Annotated in this window: 16 protein-coding genes and 1 pseudogene; 5 read left to right on the top strand and 12 right to left on the bottom strand. The window is 43.9% G+C overall.

Annotated elements, in window-relative coordinates; translation table 11 throughout:
- Nucleotides 1-11: 11 nt before the first annotated feature.
- The 6 genes from rsmG to E5A76_RS12100 form a co-directional block, all read right to left on the bottom strand.
- Entirely contained in the window at nt 12-632 is a 621-nt protein-coding gene (rsmG, locus tag E5A76_RS12075) for a 16S rRNA (guanine(527)-N(7))-methyltransferase RsmG (protein ID WP_161119088.1), read from the bottom strand.
- 10 nt (nt 633-642) lie between these two features.
- Nucleotides 643-2,532 (bottom strand): tRNA uridine-5-carboxymethylaminomethyl(34) synthesis enzyme MnmG, encoded by a 1,890-nt coding sequence (gene mnmG / locus E5A76_RS12080; protein WP_107167298.1) that lies wholly within the window; start codon nt 2,530-2,532, stop codon nt 643-645.
- A 427-nt stretch (nt 2,533-2,959) separates the two neighbouring features.
- On the bottom strand, nt 2,960-3,406 hold the full coding sequence (gene mioC, locus E5A76_RS12085) for an FMN-binding protein MioC (RefSeq protein ID WP_161119089.1): 447 nt from the start codon (nt 3,404-3,406) through the stop codon (nt 2,960-2,962).
- Between the two features lie 374 nt (nt 3,407-3,780).
- Nucleotides 3,781-4,542, bottom strand: a complete 762-nt coding sequence (locus tag E5A76_RS12090) for a heme ABC transporter ATP-binding protein (RefSeq protein ID WP_161119090.1) — start codon at nt 4,540-4,542, stop codon at nt 3,781-3,783.
- Nucleotides 4,539-5,573, bottom strand: a complete 1,035-nt coding sequence (locus E5A76_RS12095; protein WP_161119091.1) for a FecCD family ABC transporter permease — start codon at nt 5,571-5,573, stop codon at nt 4,539-4,541. Before E5A76_RS12095 ends, E5A76_RS12090 begins: the two co-directional genes overlap by 4 nt.
- Nucleotides 5,566-6,465: an ABC transporter substrate-binding protein gene (locus E5A76_RS12100; protein WP_237459044.1), complete on the bottom strand. Its 900-nt coding sequence runs from the start codon at nt 6,463-6,465 to the stop codon at nt 5,566-5,568. Before E5A76_RS12100 ends, E5A76_RS12095 begins: the two co-directional genes overlap by 8 nt.
- 201 nt (nt 6,466-6,666) lie before the next feature.
- Here E5A76_RS12100 and E5A76_RS12105 point away from each other — a divergent pair, with 201 nt between their 5' ends.
- Entirely contained in the window at nt 6,667-7,218 is a 552-nt protein-coding gene (locus tag E5A76_RS12105) for a cobalamin adenosyltransferase (RefSeq protein ID WP_161119092.1), read from the top strand.
- Nucleotides 7,219-7,281: 63 nt separating this feature from the next.
- On the opposite strand, the gene mnmE is transcribed toward E5A76_RS12105, so the two are convergent.
- The 6 genes and pseudogenes from mnmE to rpmH all read right to left on the bottom strand — a co-directional run bounded on the left by mnmE (nt 7,282) and on the right by rpmH (nt 11,945).
- Nucleotides 7,282-8,649, bottom strand: coding sequence for a tRNA uridine-5-carboxymethylaminomethyl(34) synthesis GTPase MnmE (gene mnmE / locus E5A76_RS12110; RefSeq protein ID WP_107233514.1), 1,368 nt, complete (start codon nt 8,647-8,649; stop codon nt 7,282-7,284).
- Nucleotides 8,650-8,762: 113 nt separating this feature from the next.
- A pseudogene (yidC, locus tag E5A76_RS12115) lies at nt 8,763-9,428 on the bottom strand (membrane protein insertase YidC); the annotation flags it as partial.
- A 147-nt stretch (nt 9,429-9,575) separates the two neighbouring features.
- Entirely contained in the window at nt 9,576-11,210 is a 1,635-nt protein-coding gene (gene yidC, locus E5A76_RS12120) for a membrane protein insertase YidC (RefSeq protein ID WP_161119093.1), read from the bottom strand.
- Between the two features lie 2 nt (nt 11,211-11,212).
- Nucleotides 11,213-11,470 carry a membrane protein insertion efficiency factor YidD gene (yidD, locus tag E5A76_RS12125; RefSeq protein WP_023933982.1) on the bottom strand — a complete coding sequence of 86 codons (258 nt, stop codon included), beginning with the start codon at nt 11,468-11,470 and terminating at the stop codon, nt 11,213-11,215.
- Complete coding sequence (gene rnpA / locus E5A76_RS12130; RefSeq protein ID WP_080562911.1) at nt 11,437-11,793, bottom strand: ribonuclease P protein component; 357 nt, start codon at nt 11,791-11,793, stop codon at nt 11,437-11,439. The genes yidD and rnpA overlap by 34 nt, the downstream gene beginning before the upstream one ends.
- A 14-nt stretch (nt 11,794-11,807) precedes the next feature.
- Entirely contained in the window at nt 11,808-11,945 is a 138-nt protein-coding gene (gene rpmH / locus E5A76_RS12135; RefSeq protein WP_053986523.1) for a 50S ribosomal protein L34, read from the bottom strand.
- A 764-nt stretch (nt 11,946-12,709) separates the two neighbouring features.
- On the opposite strand from rpmH, the gene dnaA reads away from it, so the two are divergent.
- From dnaA to gyrB, 4 genes are read left to right on the top strand one after another with little or no spacing between them, the layout of a single operon-like run.
- On the top strand, nt 12,710-14,131 hold the full coding sequence (gene dnaA / locus E5A76_RS12140) for a chromosomal replication initiator protein DnaA (RefSeq protein WP_053986522.1): 1,422 nt from the start codon (nt 12,710-12,712) through the stop codon (nt 14,129-14,131).
- A 1-nt stretch (nt 14,132) separates the two neighbouring features.
- Nucleotides 14,133-15,233, top strand: a complete 1,101-nt coding sequence (dnaN, locus tag E5A76_RS12145; RefSeq protein WP_053986521.1) for a DNA polymerase III subunit beta — start codon at nt 14,133-14,135, stop codon at nt 15,231-15,233.
- A gap of 2 nt (nt 15,234-15,235) precedes the next feature.
- The gene (recF, locus tag E5A76_RS12150; RefSeq protein WP_161119094.1) at nt 15,236-16,318 is read left to right on the top strand and encodes a DNA replication/repair protein RecF; all 1,083 of its coding nucleotides are present in this window, start codon (nt 15,236-15,238) and stop codon (nt 16,316-16,318) included.
- Nucleotides 16,319-16,337: 19 nt separating this feature from the next.
- Nucleotides 16,338-18,755: a DNA topoisomerase (ATP-hydrolyzing) subunit B gene (gyrB, locus tag E5A76_RS12155; protein WP_161119095.1), complete on the top strand. Its 2,418-nt coding sequence runs from the start codon at nt 16,338-16,340 to the stop codon at nt 18,753-18,755.
- The last annotated feature ends 44 nt before the right edge of the window (nt 18,756-18,799 follow it).

Raw genomic sequence — 18,799 nt, forward strand, 5'->3', positions numbered from 1 at the left:
AACCTCAACAATTAATCCTTTGCCGTTAAGACTACTAGATGACGCTCGCCTTCTAAATCAGGAACCTGTAAAGATTTCACCTCAACAATCGAGCACCACTCAGGCAGATCTGCCGCTTCTTGCTCATTGTATTGGCCTTTCAATGCTAGGAACTGACCGCCAGACTTTGGTAGATGGTGACACCAGTTCACCATATCAGCCATCGATGCAAACGCACGACTTAACACTGCATCAAAGCCATCTTCTGCTTCAAATTCTTCAACGCGACTTTGTACCGGTATCACATTGGTAATTTTCAGCTCATGGATCACTTGGCGGATAAAGCGAATGCGTTTACCTAAGCTATCTAGCAAGGTAAATGATTTATCAGGACACATAATAGCCAACGGGATCCCAGGTAAACCAGGACCAGTACCGACATCAATATAATTTGTGCCACCTAGATACTTGCTGACCACAATACTATCCATAATATGTTTAACTAACATTTCGTTAGGATCACGGACAGAAGTCAGATTATACGCTTTATTCCACTTATGCAGCAGTTCGACATAACCGATCAGCTGGTCAAGTTGCTGTTCTGTGACCTGCAGGTCAGTTTGGGCGATAAGTTGTACCAATCGTTGTTTCATTGTTTACCCCTTATTCACCTTTTTTTAGCAAGCCGTGCTTTTTTAGATACACAAGTAACAGAGAAATAGCAGCCGGTGTGATACCTGAAATACGCGATGCCATACCAATAGATTCTGGTTTTGCATCAGTTAGCTTCGCTACCACTTCGTTCGATAGACCTTTAACTTGGCTGTAGTCTAAATCAAACGGTAGTTTAGTTTTTTCATGGCGAAGTGATTTTTCTACTTCTTCACGTTGGCGATCGATGTAACCTTGGTATTTCACCTGAATTTCAACTTGCTCGCGCGCTTCTACATCTTCATGGGCTGGCGCAAAAGTTTCAATTGCGGTTAATTGCTCGTAGCTTACTTCTGGACGACGCAGAAGATCCTCACCACTTGCTTCACGAGTGATCGGTGCTTTTAGGATCTTATTTAGCTCATCAACATGATCTGATTTTGGATTGATCCAAATATCTTTTAAACGTTGACGCTCAAGCTCCATGTTTTCCAGTTTCTGATTGAAACGCGCCCAGCGCTCATCATCGACTAAACCTAGCTCGCGACCTTTTGGTGTTAAACGTAGATCGGCATTGTCTTCGCGCAATAATAGACGGTATTCGGCACGAGAGGTAAACATTCGGTACGGCTCTTTAGTACCAATGGTCGATAGATCGTCGATCAATACGCCCATGTAAGCTTCGTCGCGACGAGGGCTCCAGCCTTCTTTGTCTTGTGCTTGAAGCGCTGCGTTCATACCCGCCATTAGACCTTGTGCTGCCGCTTCTTCGTAACCAGTTGTACCGTTAATTTGACCGGCGAAGAATAGACCATCGATGTATTTATTCTCGAAGGTTTGTTTTAGATCGCGCGGGTCGAAGAAATCGTACTCAATCGCATAGCCTGGGCGCACAATTGTTGCGTTCTCGAAGCCTTTCATCGAGCGTACAATTTGCATTTGAACATCAAACGGTAAGCTGGTGGAGATACCATTTGGATATAATTCGTTAGTCGTTAAGCCTTCTGGCTCAATGAAGATTTGATGGCTGTTTTTATCGGCAAAACGCATCACTTTATCTTCAATAGACGGACAGTAACGAGGACCGATCCCTTCAATAATACCCGCATACATTGGGCTGCGATCCAAGTTGTTACGGATCACTTCATGAGTACGCTCATTGGTGTAAGTAATGAAACATGGGATCTGACGTGGATGATCCGATTGCTTACCCATAAATGAGAAAGTCGGGGTTGGATTATCACCATGTTGGGTTTCAAGCACACTAAAATCAACGCTTCGAGCATCAATACGTGGCGGTGTACCTGTTTTTAGACGATCGACACGTAGTGGTAATTCACGTAAACGATCTGCCAGTGCAATAGATGCAGGATCACCTGTACGACCACCACTGTAGTTTTCTAAACCGATATGGATCTTACCACCAAGGAAAGTACCGACGGTTAACACAACGGTTTTACTACGGAATTTTAGTCCCATTTCCGTTACAACACCGGCAGCACGGTCATTTTCAACAATCAGATCAGTTACTGCTTGTTGGAAAATCATTAGATTTTCTTGGTTTTCCAATACGTTACGTACTGCTGCTTTATATAATGCACGGTCCGCTTGTGCACGTGTTGCACGTACAGCTGGACCTTTTGATGAGTTCAGCGTACGGAATTGAATACCGCCTTTATCAATGGCTTTTGCCATTAAACCGCCCAGGGCATCAACTTCTTTAACCAGGTGTCCTTTCCCGATCCCGCCGATCGCTGGGTTACACGACATTTGGCCCAACGTATCGATATTATGGGTCAACAGTAAGGTTTTTTGTCCCATTCGGGCTGCTGCCAATGCGGCTTCAGTGCCAGCATGACCACCACCCACAACGATGACATCAAATTTTTCCTGGTAAAACATGGAACTTCCTCAGGTATTTAAATAGCCAGTGAGTTAACTCGAGCAAAGGGCGGACATTCTATCCTTTTTCTGTGCAAGAGAGAATCTTTCATCAAGATCATTTGATCAGGGTAATTACGCTCTTTAAATATATATAAGATCTTTTTAAAGAGATCTTCTGTTAGATCTACTATTAGGATCACCTGATCATGTGGATAACCGTTAAATGATCCTAATGATCATGTGTTTAGCGAGGATCATTTATTGTGGAGGAGCTTGGATCTGATCGGGTATAGGCTGGGATCAAAAATGGTACTTATTCACAGGGGGAGGGCGGTCTATAAGTTATTAAATGGATAACTATGGGTTGATCACTGTTTTGATCTATAGTTATCCACAGAAAAAAGATCGAAATTAGTTATAATTCTGAGTAAAAATTGACGCTTTTTTACGCATCAAGCAGCTTTACCCACGAATTAAACCATTCTTCAGCAGGTTCTTCAGGCACTGGTGTTGATGAAACATCAATATCAAGACGCTCACCAAGCTGATTTGCATCTAATGAAAGCAGTAGCCCTTCAATTTTCTTACCAGCAGCACAGAAAGTATCGTAATTACTGTCACCAAGACCAATAACGGCAAAGGTAACACCGCTAAGATCAGGTTGTTGTTGCTCTAGCTCTTCGGCAAACGGTAAAAAGTTATCTGGATATTCGCCTGCACCGTGGGTTGAGCAGATGATCAGCCAAATATCGTCTTGATTTAGGCTTGAGAATTCAGCTTGGTTGATCACTTCAGCTTGATGGCCATTATCTTCTAATAATTCAGCCAAATGATCGGCAACATATTCGGCACCACCAAGAGTGCTACCTGTAATTAGGCTAAGCGTGCTCATAGTTATCCTTTATATAGAGAGAAATCGCTAGTTTGTGCGTATAAACGCGATCTCGCTGATGAACCATTGGGTATTGTTGGCCTCATTGAGGTAATGAAGCCTACGATGGGGCTTAGGTTATCGTCTATTTATACACTTATCTATGCTTTCGTGATATCCACCAGTAAATTTACTTATATTGAGAGGAAAAAGTGTGGGTATTTTTAGCAAATGATCAGTTTTATAAAGGAGATAGATGATCATTGAGTTGTGATCTTATTTTTGTGGATGAAATCGAGAAGATGATCTTACCCACATGATCTTGATATTTTAATCACAAGCTTATGATCGTGAATATATGATGATCCAAGTGGATAAATCGAGAAGAAAACGATCTATTTTCTTAATGGGGTTAGATAGAGCTTATTGGTGTCTGGATGGCGTGAAATACGGATATTATCGTGATAAAGCAGGTGTAATTGGGCTGGTGTTAATACCTGATCTGGGGTGTCGAAAGCGATCAGTTCACCTTGTTGAAGTAGTAATAAGCGATCGCAAAACTCCAGTGCAGTATTGAGATTATGGAGTGCCACCAGCGCAGTTTTTCCTTGCTGGCATTGGGCTGTAATGATGTTCATAAGTTGAGATTCATGGCCAATATCAAGGCTCGCAGTGGGCTCATCAAGCAGCATTATATCGGCATTTTGTAGTAGAGTACGGGCGAAATGGACTCGTTGTTGCTCCCCGCCAGATAACTGGTTAAGTGTCTGATCTAATAACGTTTCTATGTTTGTTTGTGCGATGACGTTGGCAAGATCATCGGCGTTATTTTGATTAGGATAGCTATAAGCGCCATAACTAATTACATCTTTGACTAAGAAAGAAAATGCGGGATCGCTATGCTGAGGAAGATAGCTTAAATGCTGGGCGCGACGTTGATGAGAATAACTTGATAATGGTTTGCCTTGTAGTGAAATGCTACCACTCGAAGGGGAGATATAGCCTGATAAACACTTTAGTAGAGTGCTTTTACCTGCACCATTTGGGCCGATGATACCCACCAGCTCGCCAGCATTAAGTGTGAAATCGATTTGATTGAGTAATACCTTGTTACCCTGAGTTAAAGACAATTGTGTCACGTCTAGGATCGTACTCATTGGGTAATTCCTTTGTACTGACTGCGGATCAATAAAGCAATAAAGTAGATACCGCCGATCACGGCAGTGATGATCCCCGTTTTTAATTCGTTAGGGGCAATAACGGTTCTGGCTAATAAATCGCAAAGTAGCAAGAACAGCGCACCGAACACAGCAGAAAAGGGGAGTAAGCGACGATTGTCAGGACCTAATACCAACCTGACTAAATGCGGCACAATTAAACCAATAAATCCGATAGGACCTGCCACAGCAATAGCCATTGCGGTTAATAATGTGGTTAGACCGAGTAATAGTAATCGGCTACGTTTTACATTGACTCCCATACCATGGGCATTTTGCTCGCCTAATGCCAGTAGGTTCAATATTTGCCCGTGACGAAGCAAGATCATTGCAGCAATTAATATTATCGGCGTTGGCCAGAGCAATTGCTGCCAGATCCGCGAATCTAATCCGCCCATGGTCCAGAACACAAATTCACTGACTTCATACTGCTGAGCGGTAAGTAATACGCCCATGGTTAAGCCACCTAATAAGCTCGATACGGCGAGCCCTGCCAAGATAATAAACAGGCCTTGTTGAGCTGATTTGGCGGCAAGGAGGTAAACCAAAGCGGCACTGGCTAAAGCCCCCATTGTGGTTAATAAAGGTAATCCGCCTAAACTGCTGGCACTGATCCCTGTCACTATTGCGAGTACTGCGGCAAAACTGCTACCTGCACTTATCCCTAGAATATCGGGGCTGGCTAATGGGTTTTTGAATAAGCCTTGGCTACACGCCCCCGCTAAAGCGAGTGCGCCACCAGCAAGAATAGCTGCACAGGCTCGGGGTAGGCGAATGTGGGCGATAATGGCATTGGCGAGAGGATAGTGCTCGGCGGCATATTGGCTACCATGAGTTAGGTAAGCGAGAAATAAGCCAGCGACATCATGCAGTGGTATCGATACAGAGCCGATACAAAGGTATATCGCCAGTATTACGAAGAACAAGATGGATGTGAGTAACCACTGATAACGGGACGCCAATTTATTCATGGGCTTGCTTTATTTTATTGTCACCATAAACGTGGTGGTTAAGGTAGATGATCGCATCAACAATGTATTGGCTATCGGTTGAGCGCAGTGATTGCGGTAAACAAATCACCTTGTTGTTTTTGATCGCTGTTAATTGTTGAAGTGAAGGATCGGCTAATAACTCTTGGCGAAACTGATTACTGTTATCGGTATTGTCTTTATCACAGGTACCAGGAATGATGATCACATCTGGGTTTAAGACTAATAACTGCTCCTTGGCGAGAGGAACTTGTCCGTATTGATCACCTTGGACGTTAGCAACAACATTGGTTAAGCCTGCACGAACCATAATAGTATTAATGGTTGAGGCTTCATTACTCGCCGCGCCCCATGGCGTGTATTCCACCGCCGTTAATCTGTGTTTCGGTTTAATAAGTTTGGTTGCTAGCTTGGTATTCATTTCATTAACTAGCTGTTGGGCACGTTCAGATTGGTTAACGAGTTTACCAAGCAACAAAATATTGTTCTCGATATCGTGAATGGTATAGACGGTATTAAAGACAAACACGGTGATACCAGCTTGGCGTAAAACCTCTATTTTTTGTTGATCGCTCCAGTTTGCGGCAATAAGCAGATCCGGTTTATTGGCGATAGTGCGCTCTATATTGAGATCCAATAAAGGAATGGAAGCCGGGATCTTGCTTGCGATCAGGGAATAAGAGGGATCTTTGCTTAATCGACTTAAACTGGTGATCTGGTTGGCTGGTAGTAACTCTATCAGTACTTGATCGCTAAACATGCTTTTTGATGACACACGTAATGGTGCCTGTTTTAAGGTAACGGTTTGGTTCGTGCCATCGGTAACGGTTAATGGATAACGGGTTGCTTGTATTGCATGAGCATGAAAAGACATCACAAAAGCTGTGATAAGTGAAAAGAGATGAAAAAATCGACGCATCATAATCATTAATCGCAAAGCATATAAAGACTGCTTACCGCTCTTCCTTGGGCTAGCAAAAGATGGCGCACATAGTTAGTGATTTTGATCTGACTGTCAATTACAGTTATTTATCGTTTCATTAATACTGCTAACTGTAAAAGAGGACTGATCACGATGACGTTAAAATATTCCGGTGATATTGATGAGTTAGCTTATCCTTTTATTTTTGAAGACTCGCCTTTGTGTGATTTTGAGATCTTGACGGATGAGCTTTGTACCTATACTGGGTTAGCGTTATCGCAATTAGCACAAGGTGAAATACGTCAATCATTAGAGTGGCTACAGCCTTGCATTTTTCACTTAAACGGCTCTATTCGTGGTAAGTGTGGCATTTTTGAAGCGGATATCGAAAAGCTTAAAGCTGACTATCATTACTTCCGTGAGCAGGTTAGTGATAGCAATAAACGCTTTGTTCTTCCTCGTGGTGTTGGGCCGGTGATACAACTGCATCAGTGTCGAAGCTTGGCGAAGAAGGTTGTACGTCAACTCGTGTTAGTGGACGCTTCGGGTAAAAAGGTGCCAGAGACCTTACCGCGTTTTACTAACTTGTTAGTTAACTACTATTTTGCTTTGACCCGAGTATTAAATCAGCAAGCGGGCATTGAAGAGCCAGAATACATCAGTATTAATTACCCAAAACCTGCGTGCATTAAAGATAAAAAATAATAAAAAACGCCATATATCAAAGATATATGGCGTTTTATTGTTTCTGTCAAAAATAGTTAGTATTTACTTACCAATACAGAATGACGTAAAGATACGACCGAGTAAATCATCAGAGGTAAACTCACCGGTGATCTCACTTAAGTGCTGCTGGGCAAGACGCAGTTCTTCTGCAAGGATTTCACCCGCCATAAAGCCTTCAAGCTGCTCTTTACCAATATCAAGGTGCTCAGCTGCACGCTCTAGGGCATCTAGGTGACGACGACGCGCCATGAAACCACCTTCTGTGGTACCTGAGAAACCCATACATTGTTTTAGGTGTTCGCGTAGTGCATCAACACCATCACCTGTGCGCGCTGATAGGCGAATTAGGGTTGGGTTGTTAGCATGACAAATACCGGTTTGCTCACCTGTTAATTCGGCTTTGTTACGGATCACCGTTAAGCCCATATCGGCAGGTAGACGCTCAATAAAGTCAGGCCAGATCTCTTTAGGATCGGTCGCATCAGTGGTGGTGCTATCAACCATAAATAGCACGCGATCGGCATGTTCAATTTCATCCCATGCACGCTCAATACCAATGCGCTCCACTTCATCAGAAGCTTCGCGAAGACCTGCGGTATCAATAATATGTAGCGGCATGCCATCAATGTGGATGTGCTCACGCAGTACGTCACGAGTCGTACCTGCAATGTCTGTAACGATTGCGCTGTCTTTACCTGATAGCGCGTTCAACAGGCTAGATTTACCCGCATTAGGACGACCAGCAATAACCACCTTCATCCCTTCACGCATAATTGCGCCTTGGTTAGCTTCTTTACGTACATCGTTAAGACGCTCGATGATGCCATTGAGATCGCCACTGACTTTACCATCCGATAGAAAATCAATTTCTTCTTCAGGGAAATCAATCGCTGCTTCTACGTAGATACGTAAATGGATCAGCGCTTCAACCAGTTCGTTAACCTTGGTTGAGAATGCCCCTTGCAGTGATTTGAACGCACTCTTAGCGGCTTCTTCAGAGCTTGCATCGATTAGGTCGGCAATCGCTTCTGCTTGCGCTAAGTCGAGCTTGTCGTTCATAAAGGCACGCTCAGAGAATTCACCTGGGCGTGCGGCACGAATACCGTCAATTTTTAAGATACGACGGATCATCATATCCATCAGTACCGGGCCACCATGGCCTTGCAGTTCCAACACATCTTCGCCAGTAAAGGAATTCGGGCCTTTAAAGAATAGCGCGATGCCTTGATCGAGTGCTGTGCCATCTTCATTCTTAAATGGCAGGTATTCAGCGTAGCGAGTTTTCAGTTCGCGACCTGCAACAGCAAGCGCAACCTCTTTGGCTTTAGGACCTGAAACGCGGATGATGCCGACGCCACCACGACCCGGCGGTGTCGCTTGAGCGACAATAGTATCGATGTGTTGATTCATAACCTTGGCTTTGCTTGATAAAAACACGGCAATTGTAAACTAGTGTTGTGTCTAACACCTAATTAGGCAAATAAAAAAGGCGACTAAAAAGCCGCCTTAGTGCAAATGATACGTTACTTCGACTTATCTCGGCTATGTAAGCCTTGTGCTTCGAGCTGACGGAAGATAATAGTTTGCTGAATGAGGGTAACAATATTTGAAGTGAGCCAATACAGCACGAGACCTGCTGGGAAGAACAAAAAGAACACCGTAAAGATAACCGGCATAAAGGTCATGATTTTTTGCTGCATTGGATCGGTAACGGTCGATGGGCTGTTCTTTTGGATAAAGAACATCGAGATCCCCATTAAGATCGGTAGTACGTAATATGGGTCTTGTGCTGACAAGTTTTGGATCCAACCAAAGAAAGGCGCATTACGTAGCTCTGTTGATAGGTTTAATACAGTATAGAGCGCAATAAAGATTGGCATTTGCAACAGCAAAGGTAAACAGCCACCTAATGGGTTGATTTGCTCCTTCTTGTACAGCGCCATCATTTCTTGGCTCATGCGTTGACGGTCATCACCACAGCTTTCACGTAATGCTTGCAGCTTTGGCTGTAGCATGCGCATCTTGGCCATTGAAGTATATTGTGCTTTCGTTAGCGGATACATTAAGCCACGGACAATCAGGGTCAGAATAATAATGGCGACACCCCAGTTACCGACAACACCGTGGATGAGTGACAGTAAATCATGGAGAGGGTTGGCGATAAATGATGACCAACCATAATCTGGGGTTGTTGTTGTCGTTAAGTCTGGATTCATAATGTCGTACGAACGCCTCAAGCTAAAGATTAAATTTTAACCAATTATAGTCAGCGCCACGTCCGAGCAATGCAAATAAAAAAGGCGACCCGGAGGTCGCCTTTTGCTAACTAGCGTGGATTACTTCGCTTTTTTACTGCTGTGTAAGCCTTTTTTCTCTAGTTGACGGAAAATAATGGTTTGCTGGATCAGTGTAACGATGTTTGACACTAACCAGTAAAGCACTAGACCTGAAGGGAAGAACAGGAAGAAGAACGTAAACATCACCGGCATAAAGGTCATGATCTTCTGCTGCATTGGGTCAGTCACTGTTGACGGACTCATCTTCTGGATAAAGAACATAGTGATACCCATTAGGATAGGTAACACGTAGTACGGGTCTTGTGCTGACAAGTCATGGATCCAACCGAAGAATGGCGCGTGACGCAATTCAACTGATTCCATTAGTGCCCAGTACAGTGCAATGAAGATTGGCATCTGTAGTAAGATTGGAAGACAGCCACCTAGTGGGTTTACCTTCTCTTTCTTGTACAGCTCCATCATCTCTTGGCTCATGCGTTGACGGTCATCGCCTAAACGCTCGCGCATTTCTTGGATCTTAGGCTGTAGCATACGCATTTTAGCCATCGACGTGTATTGCGCTTTTGTTAGTGGGTACATTGCACCACGAACAATGAAGGTTAGCACGATGATAGCAATACCCCAGTTACCCACGATGCTGTGAATAAATGAAAGTAGCTTGTGTAGTGGGCTCGCAATGAACCATAACCAACCGTAGTCAACAGTTAGGTTTAGGTTTTTCGCTGTCGCTGCCATTTCGTTTTGCAGCTTAGGGCCTACCCATAGTGTTGCTGTGATTTCTTTACTCTGACCAGGTGCAACTGTTTCGATTGGCATACGTACACCAATGTAGCCGTTACCGTTGCTAGTTGTAGAGTAAACTTGAGAGGTTTGATCTGCGCCATCGCGTGGGATCCAAGCAGAAACAAAGTAGTGCTGCATGATCGCAACCCAACCTTCGTTCGCAGCAACATCAAGGTTCTTGTCCTTCATGTCGTCGAAGCTGTATTTCTTGTACTTAGTATCGTTCGCAGAATATGCACCACCTAGGTAAGTAGGCATAGTTAGGCTACCGCCTGAATCACTTAGCTTATGACGAAGCTGTGCATACATTTGTACGCTTGCTGCTTTGTCAGTGTTGTTCGCTACAGTGTAATCAACGTTAACCGCATAATCGTTACGTTTTAGTACGAACGTCTTAGTGTAAGTAATGCCATCTTTAGTAAATGTCATTGGTACACGTAGTTCGTTTTGCTCAGGACCTATTACAAAATCTTTTGCTGTCACGCTGTATTGCGCACGGCCGTTTTGTTGTGAGTCAGCACCATTTGGACCAATAAGACCAGATTGCGCAATGTAATCGTGACCGTTGGTATCGCTAAGCAATACAAACGGGTCTTTTGAACCTAATGTGTTGTTGTATTTTAGAAGTTTGGCATCAACTACATCACCACCAAGCGTATCGACTGTTAATTCCAATACATCCGTTTTAATGGTAATTAAGTTTTGTGAACTAGTTTGGTCTGTTAGAGGTTGACCTTCACCTGAATGTGATGGGATATCACTATTTTGTGAGGCTTGTTGCGCTACACCTTGGCCTTGAGGCTGAGGATTCTTGTCTGCATTCCATTGTTGGAAAAGTAAGAATGAGACAAAAAGTAGAGCAATTAACAGAATATTACGTTGGGAACCCATAGTTAATGTTCTCTGTCGTTATGCTTAGTTGGCGGAACGGGGTCGTAACCACCGTTATTTAAAGGGTGACATTTTAATAGACGTTTCGCCGCTAACCAACAACCTTTTAATGCTCCATGCATTTTTACAGCTTCGATCGCATATTGAGAGCAGGTAGGGGTAAAACGACAGCGAGGTCCAAGAAGCGGACTTATTGCCAGTTGGTAAAAGCGGACTAGTCCTACGACTAGCCACGCGAAGGGCGAGACAGGCGATGCCATAACTTATCTAACAACTTAAAGAGTTCTTCGTTGCTCAACTCGTTAGCTGATTTCTTGGCAATGACTACAAAATCTTTTGCTGGAAGCTGATGTTGTTTGAGACGAAAACTTTCACGCACGATACGTTTGAAGCGATTTCGGTCGACAGCATTCTTAATCTGTTTTTTTGGAACAGCCAGACCAAGACGGGGGCAGTTTAGTTCGTTAGAACGAGCAAGAATAGTTAAGTGAGGTGAGCCAGCACGATGAGCTTGCTGGAAGACAGTTTTGTAATGTTCGGGAGTTAACAAGCGTAACTCCCGAGAAAAAGCGAACTTATTCAAAATAATCGTCGAGATTACTTAGAAAGACGCTTACGGCCTTTAGCGCGACGTGCATTGATTACAGCACGACCGTTCTTAGTAGCCATACGTGCACGGAAGCCGTGAGTACGCTTACGCTTAAGAACAGTTGGTTGGAAAGTGCGTTTGGTCATTTTGTTACCTTAAATTAACTGATCAGTTTTTAAGTTCGTTACTAGTGTTTGACAAAAATTAGTCAAATACCGCTAACAAAGAGGCGGAATTGTAATCACTGACCCTCAAAGAGTCAATAAATATACCTACATCTAGCAACGGGCGCTGAATTATACGTTTTGTAGCCATAAGCGCAAGGATCCTTAGATGATCATCTATCAATTTAATCGTTTTTTAGCAAAGGATCGTGCAGTCGGTCGTGATCGGGTGGGGCTTTCTGTGATAAATGCGCATTGATCATTTCTGTTTTGTCTTATTTAATCGGCTCTAGCTTGATCTATCACCTGTCACGGTATGTTTGGGCTTAGATCTTTACCCATATAAAGTGATGAATTGAAAGCGAATATTAAAAAGTGAGTAAATGGAACGATTTCGACAAGATTAGAAGAGTAAAAATACTTGGTTTGGGGGATATTTGAGTAAATAGGTTACCCACAATGGAACATTTTACCTGTGGATGATAATTGAGCGAAAAAATATCGCTAAATTTAGGTAAAAACGCCAATAAATAGGTGATGGGGCGCATTTATTTTACCTAGCTGTGTTAATATAACTGTGAGTAACAACAGGTTAAATTGTGCTGATCTCCACTTTTTTGTGCGATCAGTGTGTATAACTTGGATCTTATTCACTTGATCTGCGATCTCTTTACTGGAGATCCTCTTCTCGCGGGTATAAAATTATATCCCTTTTTGTGTTTTGTTTATTAAGTGTGGAGTCTAACTTGTCATCTTCGCTATGGTTGCAGTGCCTTCAACGCCTTCAGGAAGAACTCCCTGCGACAGAATTCAGCATGTGGGTTCGCCCGCTTCAAGCCGAGTTAAATGATCATACTTTGACATTGTTTGCGCCTAATCGTTTTGTATTGGACTGGGTGCGGGATAAGTATCTTAATAATATCAATCGACTGCTTAACGAGTTTTGTGGCAGTGATGCACCGATCCTACGATTTGAAGTCGGTAGTAAACCGGTGACTGTACCGCCACCATCACAACCTGCTGTTGCGCCAACCTTAGCGCCAGCACCTGCGGTTGAAACGGTGGAATCGCGTTTAGAACAATCCGCGCCAACAAGCTATGAACCTGCACCGTCACCAGTACAACCTGAAGCGCAGCAGGGCGGTTACCGTTCTAATGTTAATCCAAAACACAATTTCAATAATTTCGTTGAAGGTAAATCGAACCAGCTAGGTTTAGCGGCTTGTCGTCAGGTTGCTGATAACCCTGGTGCTGCTTACAACCCGCTCTTTTTATATGGCGGTACAGGTTTGGGTAAAACTCACCTGTTACACGCGGTAGGTAATGCGATTGCGAACCGTAAGCCGAATGCCAAAGTGGTGTACATGCACTCTGAACGTTTTGTTCAGGACATGGTCAAAGCCTTACAAAACAATGCGATTGAAGAATTTAAGCGTTACTACCGTAGCGTTGATGCCTTGCTTATCGATGATATTCAATTCTTTGCCAATAAAGAGCGTTCGCAAGAAGAATTCTTCCATACCTTTAACGCACTGCTTGAAGGCAACCAACAAATTATTCTGACGTCAGACCGTTACCCGCGTGAAATTAATGGGGTAGAAGATCGTCTGAAGTCACGTTTCGGCTGGGGCTTAACGGTTGCGATTGAACCGCCTGAGTTAGAAACCCGTGTTGCGATTTTAATGAAGAAAGCAGAAGATCATAATATTCGTTTGGCTGACGAAGTGGCTTTCTTTATTGCTAAACGACTTCGCTCGAATGTACGTGAGCTAGAAGGGGCGTTGAACCGTGTGATCGCCAATGCCAACTTTACTGGTCGCGCTATCACCATTGATTTTGTTCGTGAAGCGCTGCGTGACTTATTAGCCCTGCAAGAGAAGCTAGTCACGATTGATAATATTCAGAAGACCGTTGCTGAATACTATAAAATAAAGATGGCAGATATGTTGTCAAAACGTCGCTCTCGTAGTGTAGCCCGTCCTCGTCAAATGGCGATGGCACTAGCAAAAGAGCTGACTAACCACAGTCTTCCTGAAATCGGTGATGCATTTGGTGGTCGTGATCATACGACTGTCCTTCACGCTTGTCGTAAAATCGAACAGCTACGTGAAGAAAGCCACGATATTAAAGAAGATTATTCAAACCTAATTAGAACATTGTCGTCTTGATATGAAATTTTCCGTCGAACGCGAACACTTATTAAAGCCTTTACAACAGGTTGCTGCTGCTTTGGGCGGCCGTCCTTCATTACCGATCTTAGGTAATATCTTGTTGAAAGTAGAAGACGGTTGCTTGTCGATGACAGGTACCGACTTGGAAGTTGAACTGATTGCCAAAGTTGCACTCGATGGTGAGTTTGAATCAGGCGCAGTGACAGTCCCTTCTCGTAAGTTTTTAGATATCTGCCGTGGTTTACCAAGTAGCGCTACCATTTCGGTGAGCTATGAAGGTGATCGCGTGCTGATCCGCTCTGGTCGTAGCCGTTATACCTTAACGACACTGCCTGCTGCTGATTTCCCGAACATTGAAGACTGGCAAAGTGAGGTGGAATTCACTTTAGAGCAAGGCCGTATGCGCCAGCTTATCGATAGCACTCAATTTTCAATGGCTAACCAAGATGTGCGTTACTACTTAAACGGCATGTTGTTTGAAACCGATGGTCAGCACTTACGTTCGGTAGCAACTGATGGTCACCGTATGGCGGTATGTGCGATCAACACAGGTCACGACTTACCAACAAAACAAATCATTGTACCGCGTAAAGGTGTACTTGAGTTGGTGCGCCTGTTTGATAACCCAGAAGCGGAAGTGAACATTCAGATCGGTAACTCGAATATTCGTGCAACCGTGAATAACTTTGTTTTCACTTCAAAGCTGGTGGATGGTCGATTCCCTGATTACCGTCGTGTTATGCCACAAAACAGCACTAAGTTTGTGGAAGCGGGCTGTGAAGAAATGCGTAATGCGTTTGCTCGTGCGGCGATTTTATCGAATGAAAAATTCCGAGGTGTACGCGTTAACTTATCAAACGGTGAAATGCGCATTACTGCTAACAACCCAGAGCAAGAAGAAGCAGAAGAGTTTCTTGATGTTGATTACCAAGGCGATAGCTTAGAGATCGGTTTCAACGTCAGCTATGTGTTGGATGTATTAAACACCCTTAAATGTGATCAAGTCCGTCTTTCATTATCCGATGCTAATGCGCCGTCATTAATTGAAGACTCGAATAACGATGAAGCCATGTATGTGGTGATGCCTATCAGACTATAGGTATGGCACTTACTCGTTTAATGGTGCACGATTTTCGAAATATTGAATCGTGCGATTTGGCATTAGCGACTGGATTTAATTTTTTAGTCGGGGCTAACGGCAGTGGCAAAACCAGTGTATTGGAAGCGATCCATTACCTTGGTCATGGACGTTCGTTCCGTAGCCATCTTACTAGCCGAGTGATCCGCCACGAGCAAAGTGAATTGTTTATTCATGGTCGAGTGGTGGATAACCAAACTCAATTGATGTTGCCGATTGGGTTAAATAAAAAACGTGATGGTACAACGGAAGTGAAAATTGCAGGGGAGCCAAACCAGAAGGTGGCACAACTTGCGCAGATTTTACCATTACAGTTAATTACCCCTGAAGGGTTTGATTTATTGATCGGCGGACCTAAATACCGCCGTGCGTTTATTGATTGGGGTGTGTTTCATGTTGAACCTAAGTTCTATCATGCATGGAGCCGCTTAAAACGATTAACGAAACAGCGTAATGCCTTGCTCAAAACCGCGCGTAGTTACCGTGAACTCAGTTACTGGGATCAAGAGTTAGCACTGCTGGCTGAGCAAATTAGTGTATGGCGCCAAGATTATATTTCAGCGGTAAAAGAAAAAGCCGCTGAAATTTTTCAGGTTTTTCTCCCTGAATATGAAATTCAACTTGGTTACTACCGAGGTTGGGAAAAAGAAACGCCTTATGCCGAGTTGTTGCAGCGCAATTTTGAACGTGACTGCCAACTGGGTTATACCGCAAGTGGGCCGCATAAGGCCGATTTACGGATAAAGGTTGCCGGTACGCCTGTTGAGGATGTGTTGTCCCGTGGACAACTGAAATTGATGGTGTGTGCATTGCGATTGGCGCAAGGTTTGCACTTAACAGAAGCGACTGGCAAACAATGTATTTACCTTATTGATGATTTTGCTTCCGAATTGGATAGCCACAGGCGAGCGTTGCTAGCGCAGCGATTAAAGGAAACTAACGCCCAAGTGTTCATCAGTGCCATTAGTGACGATCAAGTTGCTGATATGCTCGATGAAAATGGCAAGCTGTTCCATGTGGAACACGGTAAAATAACCGCAGGATAATTAAAGCGAGAGTAACTCAATGTCCAACAATTACGATTCATCAAGCATTAAGGTGCTTAAAGGCCTCGATGCGGTACGTAAGCGCCCAGGAATGTACATCGGTGATACTGATGATGGTACTGGCTTGCACCACATGGTTTTTGAGGTTGTCGATAACTCTATCGATGAAGCTCTTGCTGGTCACTGTGAAGATATCATTGTTACCATCCACGAAGATGGTTCGGTATCTGTTAGCGATGACGGCCGTGGTATTCCAACAGAGCTACACGAAGAAGAAGGTGTATCTGCGGCTGAAGTTATCATGACGGTACTGCACGCTGGTGGTAAGTTCGATGATAACTCATACAAAGTATCAGGTGGTCTACACGGTGTAGGTGTGTCGGTTGTGAACGCACTGTCTGAAAAAGTAGAACTGACCATTAAACGTGGTGGTCATATTCACCAGCAAGTTTACCGTCACGGTGTACCTGATGCACCACTAGCGGTGATTGGCGATACCGATGAAACTGGTACTCGTATTCGTTTCTGGCCAAGTGAAGAAACGTTCACAAATATCGAATTCCAATACGAAATTCTAGCTAAGCGTCTTCGTGAGCTGTCTTTCCTTAACTCTGGCGTTTCTATCAAGCTAAATGATGAACGTGAAGAAGGTAAGCACGATCACTTCATGTACGAAGGCGGTATTCAAGCATTCGTAGAGCACTTAAACCGTAATAAGACACCGATCCATCCAAAAGTATTCCACTTTGATAGTGAGCGTGATGACGGTATTTCGGTTGAAGTTGCAATGCAGTGGAACGACGGTTTCCAAGAAAGCATTTTCTGTTTTACCAACAACATCCCTCAGCGTGATGGTGGTACTCACTTAGCAGGTTTCCGTGGTGCGTTAACACGTACACTGAACTCGTTCATGGATAAAGAAGGCTACTCGAAGAAAGCGAAAGCGGCGACATCTGGTGATGATGCCCGTGAAGGTTTAACCGCCGTTATCTCTGTGAAAGTGCCGGATCCTAAGTTCTCTAGCCAGACTAAAGACAAGCTAGTTTCAAGTGAAGTGAAAGCAGCGGTTGAATCTGCGATGAACGAAAAGCTTGCTGAGTTCTTATTAGAAAACCCAGCAGATGCGAAAACCGTTTGTACTAAGATCATCGATGCATCACGTGCGCGTGAAGCAGCACGTAAAGCGCGTGAAATGACACGTCGTAAAGGTGCGTTAGATTTAGCGGGTCTTCCAGGTAAACTTGCTGACTGTCAGGAAAAAGATCCTGCTGTGTCTGAACTATACATAGTGGAGGGTGACTCTGCGGGTGGTTCTGCTAAGCAAGGCCGTAACCGCAAGAACCAAGCAATCCTACCGCTTAAAGGTAAGATCCTTAACGTAGAAAAAGCACGTTTCGACAAGATGCTATCTTCACAAGAAGTGGCAACGCTGATCACGGCTATGGGCTGTGGTATCGGTCGTGACGAGTACAATCCAGACAAGCTACGCTACCACAACATCATCATCATGACCGATGCCGATGTCGATGGTTCGCACATTCGTACGCTACTGTTGACCTTCTTCTACCGTCAAATGCCAGAGCTTATTGAGCGTGGTCATATCTACATTGCACAGCCACCACTTTACAAAGTGAAGAAGGGTAAGCAAGAGCAATACATCAAAGATGATGAAGATATGAACCAGTACCAAACAACATTGGCACTGGATAACGCATCACTATTTGCGAACGATGGCGCACCAGCAATCACAGGTGCTGCACTTGAAGCGTTGGTAACGCAATACAATGCGGGCATGAAGCTTATCGATCGTATGAGCCGTCGTTACCCATCACTGATGCTTAATGAGTTTGTTTACCAGCCTCGTTTAACCACTGACATGATGGCAGATGAAGCGAAAGTAGCTGCATGGTTAACACCATTGATCACTGCACTTAACGCTAAGCAATCTGGTGAGAGTCTATATAGCTCTGAGATCATCCGTGATGAAGAGAATAACGTATTCTTGCCGAAAGTGATTGTACGTACTCACGGTGTTGATCACGAATACCTATTAAGCTTCGATCTGCTTAACTCGAAAGAGTACGCGAAGATTGCTGATCTGTCTGAAGCATTAGATGGGTTACTTGAAGATACAGCATTTGTTCAACGTGGTGAGCGTAAGCAAGCGGTTTCAAGCTTTAAAGATGCATTGGAGTGGCTAAACAAAGAATCACGTCGTGGTCTTTCTCTACAGCGTTACAAAGGTCTAGGTGAGATGAACCCAGAGCAACTTTGGGAAACAACAATGGATCCTGAATCACGTCGTATGATGCAAGTAACTATCAATGATGCTGTTGCTGCCGATGAACTGTTTACCTGTCTAATGGGTGATCAGGTTGAACCTCGTCGTAACTTCATCGAAGAGAACGCACTGAAAGTAGCTAACCTAGACGTATAGTATTGCTGTGTAGCACAAACGTATAGTTTGTCTTTCAAGCTCAA

The organism is Photobacterium lucens (assembly GCF_009873615.1).
Lineage (GTDB): Bacteria > Pseudomonadota > Gammaproteobacteria > Enterobacterales > Vibrionaceae > Photobacterium > Photobacterium lucens.